A 17,202-nucleotide genomic window follows, 5' to 3' on the forward strand; every position below is an offset into this window, starting at 1 on the left:
CGGTCCCGGCGCCCTTACACAGGTCAGCGCAGGTGACTGTCCCCAGGGAGGTCAAAGCCGGTTCGGGGCCCGGGGCTAACCTGTGTCAGCGTCTGTTGAACGATCCTGAGGTACAAGAGGAGCAATCGTTCGACTGCTCAGGCCCCGGACCAGAGGGGCCGCCAGCAGTGAAAAGCGACGGATCTGCGAACAATGCGGAGATCAGAGATGACCATGCGGTCGACCAGATCGACGGTGACGTTTGCGAATCCGTTCACCTTGCCGGGATACCCGGACGATTTGCCCGCGGGCGACTACGAAGTTCTTGCCGAGGAGGAGCTTCTCCAGGGGCTGAACTTCGAGGCCTACAGACGGACGGCGACATACCTCAGGGTGCACGGCAAGGGTCCTCGCGCGGGGCGAAGCGAGATGCGGGTGACAACCGAGAGCGACCTGAATGAGGCGCTGAGCCGGGATGCGGTTACAACCGAACTGAACAATCACAGCGAGGCGGCGCTTTCTCCGCTGGAGGATAGAACATGAACACTCCCGAATGGCTCAAGCCCGGTATCTACGGCGCCGTGATCGGCGCGGCTTTCGTAGGCCTGGTCGGCTTCACCTGGGGCGGCTGGGTGACCGGCAGCACCTCGAACGACAGGGCGATGGCGATGTCACGTGACGGCGTTGTCGCGTCCATGGTGCCGGTCTGCCTCGACATGGCGCGGTCCGACCCCGCACGGGCGGACAAGCTGGAAACGATCCGGGCCGCCGCGACCTACCAGCGGCGCGATGCGCTCATGACGGCGGGCTGGGCGACCATGCCCGGAACCGACGCGCCGGACCGCGACATCGCGCAGGCCTGTCTCGCGGAACTCGAACTGTGAGCAACAGTGGAACAGCAATTTGGGACGGACATGACCATCGAAGCGTCTCGATAAGTTGCGGACAGGGGCTCGACCCGCTCTCCTGCGACCGCCCCGCACAGTCCGGAGGCGCTCCCGCCCGGGAGAGGAACTGGATCCTGGAAGTCAGGGACAAAGGTGTCTTTCGCGGTGACTGCCACTGGAAGGAACATGTCCTGGAGGAAGCGGCGCACCTGAAGGGGGCGTGATGATGATGGATGACGTCCCGATGATGCCTGGACGCATGGCTCATACTGTCCGTTGAGAACGAGAGGATGCTGCCCAGACCGGGGAACCCGGCGGGACCACACCGGGCGCCGCGCCTCGTGCGGTGATCCGTAAGGCACCGGCGACCTCCCCAAAATAACTGGCGTCACGGCTAGAATTCTCAATGGCCAATGGCCTGAAAGGCAATGCTCATGACCCGCCCCATCAAGCAAAGAACAACGCCGTTGGCACGGTTGATTGCCAGACTGTCCATCGCGGCAAGTGTGTTGGCATCTCTTGCCTTTCCGGTGTTCGCGCAGGATGGCACCGGGCCATTGCCGGAAAATGCGGTCGAGCGGAGCTATGGCGACGGCTGGGTCTGCGATCTCGGTTACCGGGTGGAGGGCGCCGAATGCCTGGCGCTCGATATCCCCGAGCATGCCTATCCAACCGGGCGCTCCTACGGGACGGGGTGGGAGTGCGAACGTGGCTATCAGGAAGTGAGCGGGACGTCCTGCAATCCCATCCCGATTCCCGCCAATGCCTTCCTCCGGTCTTACGGCGATGATTGGCAATGCGAACGCGGCTACCGGCAGGAGCGCGACGCATGTGTGCTGATCGTTCTGCCCGAGTACGCCTATCTGACAGAAGACAGTTCGGGGACGGGATGGACCTGCGATCGCGGCTATGCGGCCGTCGCAGGGACATGTATGCCGATTGACGTGCCAGCGAACGCGTATCTGACCAATGCAAGCTTCGGCGCTGCCTGGGCTTGTGAGAGAGGCTTCTTCGAGATCGGCGACCGATGCGACGCCATTGTCTTACCGGCGAACGCTTATCTTGACCGGGCATCCTATGGATCGGGCTGGAACTGTGAGCGGGGATACGAGCCGCTAGACGGCGCCTGCGTGGCCATTGATCTCCCCGAAAACGCCTATCTCGACCGATCCGGCAACCGGTGGAGCTGCGATCGGGGCTTCCATCTCTCCGAAGGGGCGTGCGTCCTTGGAAGATAAAGGTGACAGGAACATGCGCGTCAGCATCGGATGTCGTCTGCGATACAGTTTCCTTCAGCCGACGCCGCTGATCGCGCTGCTGAACGTCCACTACTCGCGCTTCGGCGATCTGGAGCGCGCAGATTATCTCGTCACATCGCCGAGCGTGCCGCTCGAAAGCTACCGGGATGGCTTCGGCAACTGGTGTACGCGCCTCATGGCTCCGGCGGGCGACTTCTGCATGTCGACGGATGGAATCTTCCGCGACACGGGCCAGCCTGATCCCGTATCCCCGGGCACTTGGCAGCATACGGTTCAGGACCTGCCTTCCGATACGCTCGTGTTTCTGCAGGGAAGCCGGTATTGCGATACCGACCTCCTGTTCGAGGAAGCGTGGCGCCGTTTCGAGTTCACTGAACCCGGATGGTCACGCGTTCAGGCAATCTGCGATTTCGTGCACGGGCGTGTCCGCTTTGACTACATGCAGGCGAGAGCGACGCGCACCGCATCACAGACCCTTGCCGAGCGACAGGGCGTCTGCCGCGACTTTGCCCACCTCGCCATCGCCTTGTGTCGCTGCATGAACATTCCGGCCCGCTACTGCACCGGGTATCTGAGCGATATCGGCGAGCCGCTGCCGCATCCGCCCGGGGACTTCGCCGCGTGGATGGAGGTCTTTCTCGCCGGTGAATGGCACATGTTCGACCCGCGGAACAACAAGCCGAGGTTTGCGAGAATTCTGATCGCGCGCGGCCGCGATGCCGCCGATGTCCCTTTGACCCAGACATTCGGTCAGAACACTTTGACGGAATTCAAGGTGTGGACTGATGAAGTGGCCTGAATGATCTTGGTCTGCTTTGCGGTGCGCCATCGTAAATCGGGTCGCCAGTCCCCATATAGATAATACCGATGCCAAGCATCCCTGTCCGTCATGGACAAGGAGTTGGTGTCGGCCAATCAAAGGATCAATGACATGTCCTTCAAGGACCTCACCTCTCAGGCTGCGGCCGCAATGAAGCCGAACCCAGCCAAAACCGCGAAGACCCCTGCCAAGGAGAACGAGCCCAAGACCGCCGGCAAGGAAAAGCCAACGGAATCCAAGACATCTTGAGATCTGCGCAGGCCACGCGCCCCTTTCATAAAAGGGGGCGCGGACAACCCGCAGCAACAATGGAGAGGATCACGCCAATGGAAGATTTGACAAGCAAGACCATTGCGGTTTTTTCCCAACCGTTCACCGTTCCAGGCTTTGCCGAGACGCTCCCGGCGGGAGAGTACGAGATCGAAACGGAGTTGGTTTCACCGCCCGATCAACAGGATCCCGAGGCTTGGAAAGCCTCAGTCTTGGTAAACCTTCATCCCCGGACATCGCATCCCGGACTTGCGCGGACTCTGACCGTTTCCCTTGCCGACTTGGACCATGCGCGGGCAAGGGACAAGCTGACGGGCAGGGCGTTGTCCGACTTCTTCCTCGAGGAAATGCTGGCTGATCCGATGGTGCGCCTTGTGATGCAGGCCGACGGTGTCTCCGAGTCGCATCTGCGACATCTCTACTCAGGGCGCGGGACGCCAGATCCCGATCTGAATGTGTTGACGTCGAAGACGCTCACTCAAGGGACGCGCGACGATGCGTCAATCCGGGCCGCCGAGAACGAAGGCATGCCTCCAAGACCGGAAACACCGGCGTCCTCGCGCAGCCCTCACGTAGCGGGACAGAGTTGATGGCGAACAAGACCATCGCCGAGGGTGCACCCCCAAACATCGCGACCGCAAGGGCCTTTGGCGACGTTCCGCAGGAACGCCAATGCCTGCGATGCGATACCTTGTTCTGGAGCGAAGGTTTCGGAGAGCGGATTTGTCGGCGCTGCAAGGGGTCGAACGCCTGGCGAAGCGCGGTGCCCGCCGGTCGGGGCTCATCTCGCAGCCGCTGATCCGCATCGGCGCGTGATCCATCTTCCTCGAACCTACTGGAACCCCATCTTGGCCTGTCTCGACATCGTTCACACCACAACCTACCGATACAGGCACGCGGTCTCTCTTGGACCACACAGGTTGATGCTGCGTCCCCGGGAAACGCGAGAATTGCGGCTCCGTTCGTACGCTCTGTCCATTACGCCGACGGCGCTCGTGACATGGGCGCATGACGTGGCCGGCAACGCCATCGCCACCGCCGTGTTTGACGGTCCGACAGATCATCTGGAGATCGAGAGCAGCGCCAGCGTGGAACTGACCGCGCCAGCCTGGCCGGTCTTTGCCATCGCCGCCTCGGCCGCCCAGTATCCCTTTGTCTACGCTGCCGACGAATGGACGGACCTTGGTCCGTTGACGATACCGCAATACGACGACGCCGATGGCCACCTTGCCAGATGGGTCGATGACTTTGTCATGGCGCGCTCCACCGACACGCTGTCTCTTCTGAAGGACATCAGCAATGGTGTATTCACGCAGATTTCCTACCAGAGCCGCGATGACGAGGGCACCCAGTCGCCGATCGAGACCCTCGACCGGAGATGGGGTTCGTGCCGCGATTTCGCGGTCCTGCTTGCAGAGGCCGCCCGCCGTCTTGGCCTGGGGGCCCGAATCGTCTCGGGCTATCTGACCGACCCCGAAATGGGCCTCGTTGGATCGGCGGATTCAGGATCTACACATGCATGGGCCGAAGTATTTATCCCCGGTGCCGGTTGGATTGCCTTTGATCCAACTAACCGGAGCGTCGGATCGCAGAACCTGATTCCAGTCGCAGTCGGTCGCGACATTCACCAGATTGTGCCGGTTTCGGGCAGTTTTTCAGGCGCTCGGGGCGCGCCTTGCGATCTGTCGGTCGGAGTCGCGGTTCGTATTGCAGCCCAGGATCATGCAGCGGCTATGGAAGATCGGGCCACTTCGTGCCCGAATCCAAAACGCGATCGGCTCTGAAGATGCAATCTGTGTGCCATCGGCATGGAAAGTCCGCAAAGCCGAGGGGAACGGATCCTCGAGTTTGACAACCCGGTGGCAATAAAATCCTGCATTGCAGGGGTTCGCACATCACCCATCTTTTCACCTGCAACGAAAGTCCGGAATGACGGACCGCACCGCAGCAATCGAGTCGCGTGATCAAGGTCGGCTCTGAGCCGTTTTTACCTGCTTCAGGTCGCCCTGAGGTGAGCGTCGCCCCGATTCTCCAGAGCCTGCCTGCGGGCGGTTGCCAGAGACATTGCGGGCGGACTTCCCAGTCCGGGTTCGCACCGCTTGCCGCGAATGGTGATGCTCAGCACCCATTGCCGCGCCCCGTTCTTGGCGACGCGAAGGAACAAGCCCTGGCCATCGAAATACCTACCAGGTTCGGTCACGGTTTCCACGAACCGCGCTGACAGCGCCGGTTGCGCAGCGCTGCGTGCGAGGGGCTGGTCGGAACGTCGGTTCGTCGCGTTGGGGTCAGGTGTCCCCGTCGTCTTCGGCCTCGCGCTCGGCTTCGGCCTGCTGGGCGGACCAGGCGCTGGCGGCTTCCACGGCCACGGTCGATGCGGTCGGCAGAACGCCGAGGTAGCTTTCGGTTTCCTCGACCGGCACGACAGCGCGCTGTGTCATGCGATAGGCTGCATAAAGAGCGATGGCGCCAAAGGTTGCCCCGAGCACCAGCCAGAACGCGAACGGACCGAGGCCTTGCATGGCCCAGCCTGTCACAAGCGGGCCGGCGATGGCCCCGAGACCGAAGGTGAAGACGAGGCCGCCGGACGCGGCGGGCATGTCCTCGGCGGAAAGGGTGTCGTTCGTATATGCCAGAAACAGCGCATAAAGCGGCGTCGTCACCCCGCCTGCAAAGAAGGCGGATGCCATCAGCGGCCACAGCCCGCCCCCGGTGATCCACCCGGCGGCGCAGGAGACAGCACCCAGGGCGGCGGCGCCGAAGATCAGCTTGCGCCGGTCCATGCGGTCCGAAAGCCAGCCGATCGGGTATTGCATCAAGAGCGCCCCCGCAAAGAGCATCGCCACGAACAGCGCAACCTGGGCCGCCGTCAGGCCGATCTGAGTGCCGAATACGGCGCCCATGCCCGATTGCGTTGCATAGACATTGCCCAGAAGGAAGATCCCGACCGTGCCAAGGGGCGAGCCCTTGAAAAGATCACGCAGGGGCATCGGGCGCGCCACCTCGGCGGCGGGAACAGGGGTGACGGACAGAAGGATCGGCGTCAGCGAGAGCGAGACAAGCACCGAGGCCCCGATGAACAGCACGGCGGTGCCCGCATCGCCAAGGGTCAGCAGGCCCTGCGCGCCGATAATGCCAAGTGTCTGCGCGATCATGTAGGCCGACAGGACCTTGCCGCGTGTTTCGTTGTTGGCGGCGTCGTTGAGCCAGCTTTCGGCGGTCACATAGACGCCGGACATGCAAAAACCCACCAGAAGGCGCAGCACCGTCCAGGCCCAGGGTTCGGTGAGCAGCGGAAAGGAGATCAGCCCCGCAGACATCAGGCTGCCCAGGGCCGCGAAGACGCGCACATGCCCCACGCGCCGGATCATACCCGGGCTGAGGCGCGCGCCCGACAGGAAGCCCACGAAATAGCCCGAGGTGATGATCGCCAGTTCCGAGGCCGAGAAGCCCTCGATCCCGCCGCGCAGGCCGATCAGCGTGAAATGCATGCCATTGCCCAGCATGATGAAGACGATGCCGAGCAAAAGGGCCCAGACTGTGGACAAGACCTGAATCATGAAGCGTCCTTTCCGGCCCGTGGAAATCCCTTCCTGAACGGGGCGTTACACAGTGCGTCTGTCCCTGTCCCCGCATGAACGCCGCCTGCGTCACATTTTGCGACATTTCCCCGGCTCGGGTCCCGATCCGCAGCGCCTTGAACCGCTGTCAGAGCCGTGAATGCACAAACGAAGTGCATATCGGGATCGGGCGCACAGAAAACAGGCTTTGGGCTCTGGACTCCATGCGGGGTGCTGCCGTCTATTGGCAGAAAGCATAAATGAGTTTACCGTTTGGTCAAACATCAGGGCGCGAAGCTCACAACAAGGGGGATCACCACATGGATCAATCACGCAAAGCTGTTGCCGGGGGCCTGTCGCGCCGCCGATTCCTGGGAAGCACCGCGGGTGGCGCGCTTGTCGTCGCGCTGGCGGCCTCGGGCCTGCCGGGGATGGCGCGCGCGGCCGAGCCGCTCAAGGTGGCGGGCGTCTATACCGTGCCGGTCGAGCAGCAATGGGTCAGCCGCATCCACAAGGCCGCCACCGCCGCGCAGGCGCGGGGCGACGTGGAATATGTTTTCTCCGAGAATGTCTCGAACACCGATTACGCCCGCGTGATGCGCGAATATGCCGAGCAGGGCTATCAGCTGATCATCGGCGAGGTCTTCGCCGTCGAGCAGGAGGCGCGCGAGGTCGCGGCGGAATATCCCGACATCGCCTTCCTGATGGGCTCCAGCTTCAAGCAAGACGATGCGCTGGGCAATTTCGCGGTGTTCGACAATTACATTCAGGACGCCTCGTATCTGAGCGGCATCATCGCCGGGTCGATGACTGAGACCGCCAATATCGGCATGGTCGGCGGCTTTCCGATCCCCGAAGTGAACCGCCTGATGCATGCCTTCATGGCCGGTGCGCGCGAGATGAATCCCGATATCACCTTCCAGGTCAGCTTCATCGGCAGCTGGTTCGATCCGCCCAAGGCCAAGGAAACCGCCTTTGCCATGATCGAGAACGGCGCCGACATGCTTTACGCCGAACGCTTCGGCGTTTCGGACGCGGCGCAGGAGAAGGATATCCTGGCGATCGGCAACGTCATCGACACGCAGGCCGACTACCCCGATACGGTGGTCGCCTCGGCGATCTGGCATTTCGAACCGACGCTGGACAAGGCCATCGCCGAAGTGCAGGCGGGCACGTTCAAGGCGGCCGATTACGGGGTCTATTCCTTCATGAAGGAGGGCGGCTGTTCACTGGCACCGCTGGGCACGTTCGAGGACAAGGTGCCGCAGGCCGCGCTGGACCTGGTCGAGGAGCGCCGCGCGCAGATCCTGTCGGGCGACTTCACGGTCGAGATCAACGACGAAGAACCCAAGTCATCCTGAATGACTGATAATGGGGCGGCGCGGCTCGTCCTGCGCCTTGACGGCATCACCAAGCGCTTCGGCAAGCTGGTCGCGAATGACGCGATCAGCCTGTCGCTGCATGAGGGCGAGGTGATCGCCCTTCTGGGCGAGAACGGCGCGGGCAAGACGACCCTGATGAATATCCTTTTCGGCCAGTACACGGCCGACGAAGGCACGGTCGAGGTGTTCGGCCGCACCCTGCCGCCGGGCAATCCGCGCGCGGCGCTGGATGCGGGCGTGGGCATGGTGCATCAGCATTTCACGCTGGCCGACAACATGACCGTGCTCGAAAACGTGACGCTTGGCACGCAAAGCCTGCTTGCGCTCAGCCTTGATCGCGCAGCGGCGCGCGACAAGCTGGCTCGCCTTTCGGCGGATTTCGGGCTTCAGGTGCATCTGGATGCAAGGGTCGGCAGCCTGACCGTGGGCGAGCGCCAGCGGGTCGAGATCCTCAAGGCGCTTTACCGCGATGCCCGCATCCTGATCCTTGACGAGCCGACGGCGGTTCTGACCCCGCAAGAGACCGAGGACCTGTTCGCCACCTTGCGCAAGGCGGTCAGGCTGGGCCTTTCGGTGGTGTTCATTTCCCACAAGCTGCACGAGGTCATGGCCATTTCCGACCGGGTTCTGATCCTGCGCCACGGCAAGCTGGTGGCCGAGCGCCCCATTGCCGAGGTCGACAAGGAGAAACTGGCCGCGCTGATGGTCGGAACCGAGGTCAACGCCCCGCATGTCCAGCCGGGCTGCCCCGGCGCGGTGCTGATGCAGCTTGACGCTGTCACGACGCCCGACCGGGGCAACGCGCCGGGGCTCAGATCGGTGTCACTGGCGCTCAGGGCGGGGCAGATCACCGGGCTCGCCGGGGTTTCCGGCAACGGGCAGGGCGCGCTGGCTGACCTGATCGGCGGGCTTATCAGCCCCGAAACCGGCCGCATGGAGCTGCACGGCGCGCATCCCGATGGCTGGTCGCCACGCGCGGCGGTGCGCTCGGGCATCGCGCGCATCCCCGAGGATCGTCACAGGACCGGCACAATCGCCGGTTTCGACCTCACGGAAAATGCCATTCTGGAAACCTATGCGCAGCCCCCCTACAGCCGCTCGGGCTGGATGAACTGGGCGCGCGCCGAACGTTTCACCCGCCAGATCATCGACACATATGATGTGCGCTGCCCCGGCCCCGGCACGCGGATCGGCCTGCTGTCCGGCGGCAACATGCAAAAGCTGATCCTTGGCCGCGTGCTCGAGGCCGCGCCGCGCATCATCCTGGCCAATCAGCCGGTGCGCGGGCTGGATATCGGCGCGGTCAACTATGTTCACGGGCAACTTCTGGCAGCGCGCGACCGGGGTGCTGCGGTGCTGCTGATTTCCGAAGACCTTGACGAGATCATGGCCCTCTCGGATGTGATCCACGTCATTTCCGAAGGTCGCCTCTCGCCCGGGTTCGCCCGCGGCGCGAAAAGTCCCGCCGAGCTGGGAGTCTGGATGGCGGGCCAGGGGTTCGACGCCCTTGAGGCGCTGGAGCAGGAGACAACCGATGCGTCTTGAACCCGTCGCCAGGCCGTCGTTCTGGCGCAACACCGTGCCGCCCGCGATCGCGATCGGAGCGACCGTGGTGGTCGCATCGCTGCTGGCGATGGTCGCCGGGGGTGATCCGCTCCTGGTGCTGGGGCTGATCATCAAGGGCGCGTTCGGCTCGAAATTCGCGCTGCTCGAAACGCTCAACCGCGCCACGCCGCTGATCTTCACCGGCCTTGCCGTGGCTGTCGCCTTTCGCGCCCGTCTGTGGAATATCGGTGCCGAGGCGCAGCTTTATGCCGGGGCGCTGATGACGGTGGTGCTGGGCACCGGCTTGTTGCCCTGGAGCGGCTTTGCCCTGTTGCCGGTGATGGTCATCGCGGCGATGCTGGCGGGGGCGTTGGTGCTGCTGGTTCCCGCACTTCTGAAGGTGCGGTTCGGCGTCGATGAGGTGGTGACGACGCTCCTTTTCAACTTCATTTTCCTCTTGTTCGTCTCGATGCTGCTGGAGGGGCCATTGAAGGACCCGATGGGCATGGGCTGGCCCAAATCCGAGCCTCTGATCGCCGAAGCGCGCCTGCCGCGCATCGTGGATGGGCTGCGTCTGCATTGGGGGTTCGGCCTTGCGCTGATCGCGGCTGGTGTGATCTGGGTGATCGAGCGGCGTACGACGCTGGGCTATGAAATGCGCGCCGTCGGGCTGAACCGTGAAGCGGCGGGTTTCGCGGGCATTCCGGTGAACCGCGTTCTGATCAAGACCGCCCTTTTGTCAGGCGGGCTGGCGGCGCTTGCGGGCTTTTCCGAAGTCGCTGGACTGAAGGGCAACCTCACGCTCGATCTGAGCCCCGGCTTTGGCTACACCGGGATCATCGTGGCCATGCTGGCGCTGCTCAATCCGCTGGCCGTGGTGGCGGCGGCGCTCTTTGTGGCGGGGATCTTCGTGGGCGCCGACAGCATGAGCCGCGCCGTCGGCGTGCCAAGCTATCTGGCGGATATCATGCTGGCGACCGCGCTCCTGCTGATGGTGGTCGCGATCCTGCTGACCCGGTTTCGCGTGGTAAGGGAATAGGCCATGGATTTTTTCGATATCCTGCTTTCCGCCAGTTTCTGGACTGCCGCGATCCGCATCGCCAGCCCGCTGATCTTCGCCACCCTGGGCGAACTGATCTGCGAGCGTGCCGGGGTTCTCAACCTCGGGATCGAGGGGATCATGGTGGCCGGCGCCTTTGCCGGCTGGATGGCGGTCTATTCGGGCACCGGCCTTTGGACAGGCGTGGCGGTGGCGATGGCGGTGGGCATGCTCTTCGGGCTGGTGCACAGCCTGCTGACGGTGCCGTTTGGCCTCTCGCAGCATGTGGTCGGGCTGGGGGTGACGCTGCTGGCAACCTCGCTGACCTATTACGCCTACAGGCTGGCGCTGCCCGAGGTCACGAGCCCGCCCAAGATCGAGGCGTTCCAGCCCTTCGAGATACCGCTTCTGTCGGAAATTCCGCTGATCGGTCCGGCGCTTTTCGCGCAGACGCCTCTGACCTATCTGGCGTTCATCCTGGTCGGGGTGGTGGCGCTGGTGCTGTATCGCACGCCCTTGGGGCTGGCGCTCAGGGCGGCGGGCGAGAACCCCGCGGCGGTAGCGGCGCAGGGGCTTTCGGTCACCGCGATCCGCATGGGCGCGGTGATGGTGGGCAGCGGGCTGATGGCCGTCGGGGGCGCATTTCTGACCATGTCGGCCTTTGACAGTTTCTTTTTCGAGATGGTCAACGGGCGCGGCTGGATCTGCATCGCGCTGGTGGTGTTCGGCGCATGGAAACCCGGCAAGGCGCTTTTGGGGGCGATCCTGTTCGCGGCCTTCGATGCGCTGCAGATCCGTATCCAGCAAACCCCGCTTGGCGCCGACATTCCCTATCAGGTCTTCCTGATGATGCCCTATTTCCTGTCCATCCTGGCGCTGATCGTGATGTCGCGCCGCGCCGAGGTGCCCGCCGCCCTGATGGTGCCGTTCAACAAGGGAGAACGCTGATGTTCGATCTGATCGTCAAGGGCGGCACGCTGCCCGATGGTCGTATCGCCGATATCGGCATCCGGGGCGACCGCATCGCCGCTGTCGAGGATCTGTCCGGCGCCGAGGCGGGCGAAGTGATCGAGGCGGCGGGCGATCTGGTCAGCCCGCCTTTCGTCGATCCGCATTTCCACCTGGATGCGACGCTCTCCTATGGCTTGCCGCGCATCAACGCCTCGGGCACGCTCTTGGAGGGGATCGGCCTTTGGGGCGAGCTGAAGCGCGTCGTGACGCATGAAGAGATGGTCGCGCGCGCCCTGACCTATTGCGACTGGGCCGCCAGCATGGGCCTCTTGGCGATCCGCAGCCATGTGGATACCTGCGACGACCGCCTGCTGGGCGTCGAGGCGATGCTGGAGGTGCGCGAACGCGTCAGCCCCTATATCGACCTGCAGCTGGTGGCCTTTCCGCAGGACGGCTTCTACCGCGACCCGACGGCGCGCGCCAACACGCTGCGCGCGCTCGACATGGGCGTCGACGTGGTCGGCGGCATCCCGCATTTCGAGCGCAGCATGGCCGAGGGCGCGCGCTCGGTGCGCGAACTCTGCGAGATCGCGGCGGCGCGCGGGCTTATGGTCGACCTGCATTGCGACGAGACCGACGACCCGATGAGCCGCCATATCGAGTCGCTGGCCTTCGAGGCGCAACGCCTTGGCTTGCAGGGCAGGGTGGCGGGCAGTCACCTGACCTCGATGCATTCCATGGACAATTACTATGTCTCCAAGCTGCTCCCGCTCATGGCCGAGGCCGGGATCGCCGCGATCCCCAATCCGCTGATCAACATCACCCTGCAGGGCCGCCACGATACCTATCCCAAGCGCCGCGGCCTGACCCGCGTCAAGGAGATGCAGGCGCATGGGATTACCGTGGGCTGGGGCCAGGATTGCGTGCTGGACCCCTGGTATTCGCTGGGCACCGGCGACATGCTGGATGTGGCGTTCATGGGGCTGCATGTGGCGCAGATGACCAGCCCCGAGGAGATGAGCCGCTGCTTCGACATGGTCACGACGCAGAACGCGCGCATCATGGGGCTTGATGACCTGGGCCTTGCGCCGGGCAAGAGCGCCTCGCTCGTGGTGCTGGATGCGGGCGCACCCATCGAGGCGCTGCGCCTGCGCCCCGCGCGCCTGGCGGTGGTGTCGAAAGGCAAGGTGATCAGCCGGACGGCGCGCGAGGACGCCGCCCTGTCGCTGCCCGGCCGCCCCGGCACGGTGCGCCGCCGCCACACCGCCGGTTGAGCGCGCGCCTCAGGCCCGCCCGGCGCTGGCCGACAGGGCCAGCGCATCGACACCCAGCGTCTTGAGCGCGGCCTCCCATTTGCCGTGATCGGGGGTTTCGAAGACCAGCGCCTTGTCGGCCTCGCAGGTCAGCCAGCCGTTCTGCGCGATCTCGGCCTCGAGTTGCCCCGGCCCCCATCCGGCATAGCCAAGCGCCATCAGCGCATGGGTCGGCCCGCGCCCCTCGGCCATGTCCTCGAGAATGTCGAGCGTGGCCGTCATGGCGAAATCGTCGTTCACGTCCAGCGTCGAGATCGAGGAGTGATATCCGTAATCATGCAGCACGAACCCCCGCCCGTGTTCCACCGGACCGCCGAAATGCACCGCCAGGTTGCGCATGTCGTCGCCGGGGCTGATCGTCAGCTGGTCCAGAAGATCGCTCAGCCGCAGGTCGGTGGTGGGCTTGTTGATGACCAGCCCCATCGCGCCCTCGTCGGAATGGGCGCACATGAAGACGAGCGAATGCTCGAATCTGGGGTCGCCCATGCCCGGCATGGCGATCAGCAGTTTTCCGGTAAGGTCGATATCCGAGGTCAAGCTTGGGCTCCGGTTGCTTCTTCAACAATGGAGGCGCGACGCCGCCAGTTCAAGCGCTGCCCGGCGCGGCTTGTGACATTTCTCGCTGTAAAGTGAATTGGCATTTCAGCCCGGATCGCCCATTTGAATGACATGATGAAACATATCCTTCCCGTTCTTGCCGCCCTGTGCGGTCTTTCCCTGACATCCCTGGCGGCTCATGCCGAGGAGGCCATGATCAAGGCCCGTATCCTGACCGGCTGGAGCCAGCAGGACGGCCAACATGTGGCCGGGTTGCAGCTGACCATGCAGGATGGCTGGAAAACCTATTGGCGTGCGCCGGGCGATGCGGGCATTCCGCCGCGCTTCGACTGGCGCGGATCGCGCAACCTTGCCGGGGTGCAGATTACCTGGCCGACGCCACGCGCCATTGATCAGGGCGGGCAGCGCGCGATCGGGTATCGCGATACCGTGACCTTGCCGCTGACGCTGACGCCCCGGGCGCAGGGAGAGCCGATCAGCCTGTCAGGCAAAATCGAAATGGGCGTGTGCAAGGATATCTGCGTGCCGGTCACACTGAGCCTGTCACAGGAGCTGCCGCATGGCGAAACCCGCCGCGATCCGCAGATCGTCGCGGCGCTCGCCTCGCGCCCGGAGTCGGCGCAGGAGGCGGGTGTGAAGGATGTGCGCTGCACGGTCACTCCGGTGGAGGGTGGTTTGCAACTGACCGCCGAGATGCGGATGCCCGCGATCGGGCATGACGAGATCGCCGTGGTCGAGGCCGGGGATGACGCGATCTGGGTGGCGCAGCCCCGGACCGAGCGTGATGGCGAAAGGCTCGTTGCCAGCACCGAGCTTTACCATGTCGAGGGCGACGCCTTCGCGTTGGATCGCTCAGCCATTCGCATCACCGTGATCGGCGGGCAACGGGCTGTGGATATCCGGGGCTGTCCGGCGCGCTGACCGCGCAGTGCAGACCGATGGGGGGCGGCGCGTGGTTACTTGCGCCGCAGATGCTCATCAAGGCGCGGCAGAATCTCGACGAAATTGCACGGCTTGTGGCGGTAATCCAGCTGCTTGCACAGGATTTCGTCCCAGGCATCCTTGCAGGCGCCGGGGCTGCCGGGCAGCGCGAAAAGATAGGTGCCGTTCGCCACGCCACCGGTGGCGCGCGACTGGATGGCGCTGGTGCCGATCTTCTGCATCGAGACCATGGTGAAGACCGTGCCGAAGGCGTCGATCTCCTTTTCATAGACATCGCGATGCGCCTCGACGGTCACGTCGCGCCCGGTCAGGCCGGTGCCCCCGGTCGAGATCACCACATCCACCTTGTCCGAGGCGATCCATTCGCGCAGCTGGTCGGCGATCTGGTCGCGCTCGTCGCGCACGATCATCCGGTCGGCCAGCACGTGGCCCGCCGCCTCGATCCGGTTCACCAGCACCTCGCCCGAGCGGTCATCCGAAATATCGCGGCTGTCGCTGACCGTCAGCACGGCGATCCTGATCGGCACGAAATCGGTGCTTTCGTCGATACGGCTCATGTGGGTCAACTCCTCTGAAGAAGGGCAAGGCGCGCGGCGAGCCCTGCGAATATCAGCGCACTCGCATAGCCCAGCCCGCGTGTAAACCGCGCCGAACCGGCCAGCCGCCGCCCGAGGCCGCCCGCGAAAACGCCGACGGCGGTATTGATGACAAGCCCGCCGAAGGCAAGGATCAGCCCGAAGATCAGGAACTGCCCGAGGATCGCGCCGCGCGCAGGATCGACGAATTGCGGCACGAAGGCCAGCACGAAGAGGATCACCTTGGGATTGAGCAGGTTGACGATCAGCCCGTCGCGAAAGGCGCGGCGGGCCGGCATCGCAAGCGGGGTGGCAGCCTGCATGGCGGAACGGGTCAGCGCCCCGGCAGCCAGCCACAGAAGATAGGCCACCCCGATCCAGCGGATCGCATCGAAGAGCCATGGCATCGCCGCCACCGCCGCGCCGAGGCCCAGCCCCGCCAGCGTGACATGCACGATGCCGCCCGCCGCGATACCGGCACTTGCCGCGGCCGCCGCGCGCGGCCCTGCCCGCAATCCCAGCCCGAGGCAAAACATCATATCCGCCCCCGGCGTCAGGTTCAGCGCCAGCGCGGCGGGCACGAAGGCCAACAGGACAAGGGGGTCCATCATGCCGGGATCTCGAACCAGTTGGGCTCCGGGCCAAGGTTATGCACTTGCGTCTGCCCGATCCTGCCGGTCGCGCCCCAGCTGTCATGGATATGCCCACAGAGTGCCAATCGCGGCTCCAGCCGCCCGATCGCCGCGCAGATCGCGTCCGAGCCCACCGAAGCGCCTTGCGAGGTCATGTCGCCAAGTCCCTTGGGCGGGGAATGGGTGATCAGGATATCGGCGCTCTCGCAGCGTGAGAGCAGCGCCTCGGCCTCCTCCTCGGTCAGATCGCAGGACCAGTCGCCAAAGGGCGTGACCGGCACGCCATAGCCCAGCCCGAACAGCTCCAGCCCGTCGAAGCTGGCGCCCTCGCCATGGAGCACGGTCGTTCCCGCCGGCGCGGCGGCGGCCAGTTCGGATGCGCTTTCGTGATTTCCGGGCACAGCCACAAGCGGCGCGGCGATCTCGCTGAGCAGCTGCATCGCCGCATCGAGGCCCCCGCGCGTGTTGCAAAAATCGCCCGCCGCGATCACGAGGTCGGCTGTCCGGCTGGCCCGGACCAGGATTTTCGCCTTCTGTGCCGAATGGTGCAGATCGGAAAAACCCAGGATCTTCATGCGTTGCCTCGCAGTCGCGCCTGCAGTTCCAGAAGGTCGGCCCAGGCCTCGCGCTTGGCATAAGGTGTGCGTAGCAGATAGGCGGGGTGGAACATGGGCAGCGTCGGCTTGCCATAGCTTTCGGTCCAGTTGCCGCGCAGCCGTGTGATGCCGCGCCGCCCCAGTCCCGCCTGACAGGAGATATTGCCCATCAACACGATGATATCGGGCGCCACCAGATCGACATGGCGCTGCATGAAGGGCAGCATCATGGCAATCTCGTCGGGCTTTGGGTCGCGGTTCTGGGGCGGGCGCCAGGGCAGGATATTGGTGATATAGACCGATTTTGCCGGGTCGGTCGCGTCCCGCGCCATGCCGATCGCGGCCAGCATCCGGTCCAGCAACTGCCCCGCGCGCCCGACAAAGGGCCGCCCCTCGCGGTCCTCCTCGCGCCCCGGCGCCTCGCCGATGATCATCACGCTTGCATCCGCATTGCCATCGGCAAAGACCAGGTTGCGCGCCCCGCGCCTGAGATCGCAGCCCTCGAAGCTTGCCAGCGCGGCGCGCAGCGCCTCAAGACTGTCGGCAGCGCCCGCCGCCGCGCGCGCAGCCGCGACCGGGTCGGCATCGGGCGCGGCAGGGGCCGGGCGCGGCGCGGCGGCACCGGCAGGCGCACCGGCAGGCGCACCGGCAGCAGCCGGTTTGGGCAGCGAGGCGGGCAGCCCATAGCGATCGACCGGCGCATCGCAGATCGCCTCGGTCGCGCCAAGCTCGATCTGCCAGTCCAGAAGCGCCCGCGCGGCGTGATGTTGATAAGCCGATTCCATTGCGCCACAGGCTACCGCCCCCATGCACGACTTGGAAGCACGCAAAGCACAGCCACACCTTGCCCCTTGCCCCGGCGCTTTCTATAAGCGGTCAGGATCACGGAACGGAGCG

General features: G+C 64.6%; 21 protein-coding genes. 14 read left to right on the forward strand and 7 right to left on the reverse strand.

What is annotated here, in order from left to right; translation table 11 throughout:
• The first annotated feature begins 207 nt into the window (after positions 1–207).
• From N5A93_RS13245 to N5A93_RS13280, 8 genes are all read left to right on the forward strand, one after another.
• Positions 208–522: a hypothetical protein gene (locus tag N5A93_RS13245; protein ID WP_268955579.1), complete on the forward strand. Its 315-nt coding sequence runs from the start codon at positions 208–210 to the stop codon at positions 520–522.
• Positions 519–863 (forward strand): hypothetical protein, encoded by a 345-nt coding sequence (locus N5A93_RS13250; protein WP_268955580.1) that lies wholly within the window; start codon positions 519–521, stop codon positions 861–863. The genes N5A93_RS13245 and N5A93_RS13250 overlap by 4 nt, the downstream gene beginning before the upstream one ends.
• 437 nt (positions 864–1,300) lie before the next feature.
• Positions 1,301–2,104 carry a hypothetical protein gene (locus N5A93_RS13255; RefSeq protein ID WP_268955581.1) on the forward strand — a complete coding sequence of 268 codons (804 nt, stop codon included), beginning with the start codon at positions 1,301–1,303 and terminating at the stop codon, positions 2,102–2,104.
• A 13-nt stretch (positions 2,105–2,117) separates the two neighbouring features.
• Positions 2,118–2,924 (forward strand): transglutaminase-like domain-containing protein, encoded by an 807-nt coding sequence (locus tag N5A93_RS13260; protein ID WP_268955582.1) that lies wholly within the window; start codon positions 2,118–2,120, stop codon positions 2,922–2,924.
• Between the two features lie 132 nt (positions 2,925–3,056).
• Positions 3,057–3,194 (forward strand): hypothetical protein, encoded by a 138-nt coding sequence (locus N5A93_RS13265; protein ID WP_268955583.1) that lies wholly within the window; start codon positions 3,057–3,059, stop codon positions 3,192–3,194.
• Between the two features lie 77 nt (positions 3,195–3,271).
• Positions 3,272–3,805, forward strand: coding sequence for a hypothetical protein (locus N5A93_RS13270; RefSeq protein WP_268955584.1), 534 nt, complete (start codon positions 3,272–3,274; stop codon positions 3,803–3,805).
• Between the two features lie 82 nt (positions 3,806–3,887).
• Positions 3,888–4,031, forward strand: a complete 144-nt coding sequence (locus tag N5A93_RS13275; RefSeq protein ID WP_268955585.1) for a hypothetical protein — start codon at positions 3,888–3,890, stop codon at positions 4,029–4,031.
• Positions 4,028–4,999, forward strand: coding sequence for a transglutaminase family protein (locus N5A93_RS13280; RefSeq protein WP_268955586.1), 972 nt, complete (start codon positions 4,028–4,030; stop codon positions 4,997–4,999). The genes N5A93_RS13275 and N5A93_RS13280 overlap by 4 nt, the downstream gene beginning before the upstream one ends.
• A gap of 212 nt (positions 5,000–5,211) precedes the next feature.
• Here the strand turns inward: N5A93_RS13280 and N5A93_RS13285 are convergent, their stop codons facing one another.
• Together N5A93_RS13285 and N5A93_RS13290 are read right to left on the reverse strand one after the other, a co-directional pair.
• Positions 5,212–5,439 carry an Arm DNA-binding domain-containing protein gene (locus N5A93_RS13285; RefSeq protein ID WP_268955671.1) on the reverse strand — a complete coding sequence of 76 codons (228 nt, stop codon included), beginning with the start codon at positions 5,437–5,439 and terminating at the stop codon, positions 5,212–5,214.
• A 61-nt stretch (positions 5,440–5,500) separates the two neighbouring features.
• A complete protein-coding gene (locus N5A93_RS13290) occupies positions 5,501–6,772 on the reverse strand; it encodes an MFS transporter (protein ID WP_268955587.1) in 1,272 nt (423 codons plus the stop codon).
• Positions 6,773–7,092: 320 nt separating this feature from the next.
• Here N5A93_RS13290 and N5A93_RS13295 point away from each other — a divergent pair, with 320 nt between their 5' ends.
• From N5A93_RS13295 to N5A93_RS13315, 5 genes are read left to right on the forward strand one after another with little or no spacing between them, the layout of a single operon-like run.
• Positions 7,093–8,133, forward strand: a complete 1,041-nt coding sequence (locus N5A93_RS13295; protein WP_268955588.1) for a BMP family protein — start codon at positions 7,093–7,095, stop codon at positions 8,131–8,133.
• The gene (locus N5A93_RS13300) at positions 8,134–9,699 is read left to right on the forward strand and encodes an ABC transporter ATP-binding protein (RefSeq protein ID WP_268955589.1); all 1,566 of its coding nucleotides are present in this window, start codon (positions 8,134–8,136) and stop codon (positions 9,697–9,699) included. It begins immediately after the preceding gene.
• Complete coding sequence (locus tag N5A93_RS13305; RefSeq protein ID WP_268955590.1) at positions 9,689–10,738, forward strand: ABC transporter permease; 1,050 nt, start codon at positions 9,689–9,691, stop codon at positions 10,736–10,738. Before N5A93_RS13300 ends, N5A93_RS13305 begins: the two co-directional genes overlap by 11 nt.
• A 3-nt stretch (positions 10,739–10,741) precedes the next feature.
• A complete protein-coding gene (locus N5A93_RS13310) occupies positions 10,742–11,686 on the forward strand; it encodes an ABC transporter permease (protein WP_268955591.1) in 945 nt (314 codons plus the stop codon).
• Positions 11,686–12,963: an amidohydrolase family protein gene (locus N5A93_RS13315; RefSeq protein ID WP_268955592.1), complete on the forward strand. Its 1,278-nt coding sequence runs from the start codon at positions 11,686–11,688 to the stop codon at positions 12,961–12,963. Before N5A93_RS13310 ends, N5A93_RS13315 begins: the two co-directional genes overlap by 1 nt.
• Positions 12,964–12,972: 9 nt before the next feature.
• On the opposite strand, the gene N5A93_RS13320 is transcribed toward N5A93_RS13315, so the two are convergent.
• Positions 12,973–13,539 carry a YqgE/AlgH family protein gene (locus tag N5A93_RS13320; RefSeq protein ID WP_268955593.1) on the reverse strand — a complete coding sequence of 189 codons (567 nt, stop codon included), beginning with the start codon at positions 13,537–13,539 and terminating at the stop codon, positions 12,973–12,975.
• A gap of 135 nt (positions 13,540–13,674) precedes the next feature.
• Between N5A93_RS13320 and N5A93_RS13325 the strand changes: the two genes are divergently transcribed.
• The gene (locus N5A93_RS13325; protein WP_268955594.1) at positions 13,675–14,481 is read left to right on the forward strand and encodes a protein-disulfide reductase DsbD domain-containing protein; all 807 of its coding nucleotides are present in this window, start codon (positions 13,675–13,677) and stop codon (positions 14,479–14,481) included.
• 35 nt (positions 14,482–14,516) lie between these two features.
• Here the strand turns inward: N5A93_RS13325 and moaB are convergent, their stop codons facing one another.
• The 4 genes from moaB to N5A93_RS13345 are packed head-to-tail and all read right to left on the reverse strand — an operon-like array spanning position 14,517 to position 17,090.
• A complete protein-coding gene (moaB, locus tag N5A93_RS13330) occupies positions 14,517–15,059 on the reverse strand; it encodes a molybdenum cofactor biosynthesis protein B (protein WP_268955595.1) in 543 nt (180 codons plus the stop codon).
• Positions 15,060–15,064: 5 nt separating this feature from the next.
• Entirely contained in the window at positions 15,065–15,688 is a 624-nt protein-coding gene (locus N5A93_RS13335; protein ID WP_268955596.1) for a LysE family translocator, read from the reverse strand.
• Complete coding sequence (locus tag N5A93_RS13340) at positions 15,685–16,284, reverse strand: metallophosphoesterase family protein (protein ID WP_268955597.1); 600 nt, start codon at positions 16,282–16,284, stop codon at positions 15,685–15,687. The genes N5A93_RS13335 and N5A93_RS13340 overlap by 4 nt, the downstream gene beginning before the upstream one ends.
• Positions 16,281–17,090 (reverse strand): uracil-DNA glycosylase, encoded by an 810-nt coding sequence (locus N5A93_RS13345; protein WP_268955598.1) that lies wholly within the window; start codon positions 17,088–17,090, stop codon positions 16,281–16,283. Before N5A93_RS13345 ends, N5A93_RS13340 begins: the two co-directional genes overlap by 4 nt.
• Between the last annotated feature and the right edge of the window lie 112 nt (positions 17,091–17,202).

It is taken from the genome of Roseovarius salincola, assembly GCF_026891095.1.
Lineage (GTDB): Bacteria > Pseudomonadota > Alphaproteobacteria > Rhodobacterales > Rhodobacteraceae > Roseovarius > Roseovarius salincola.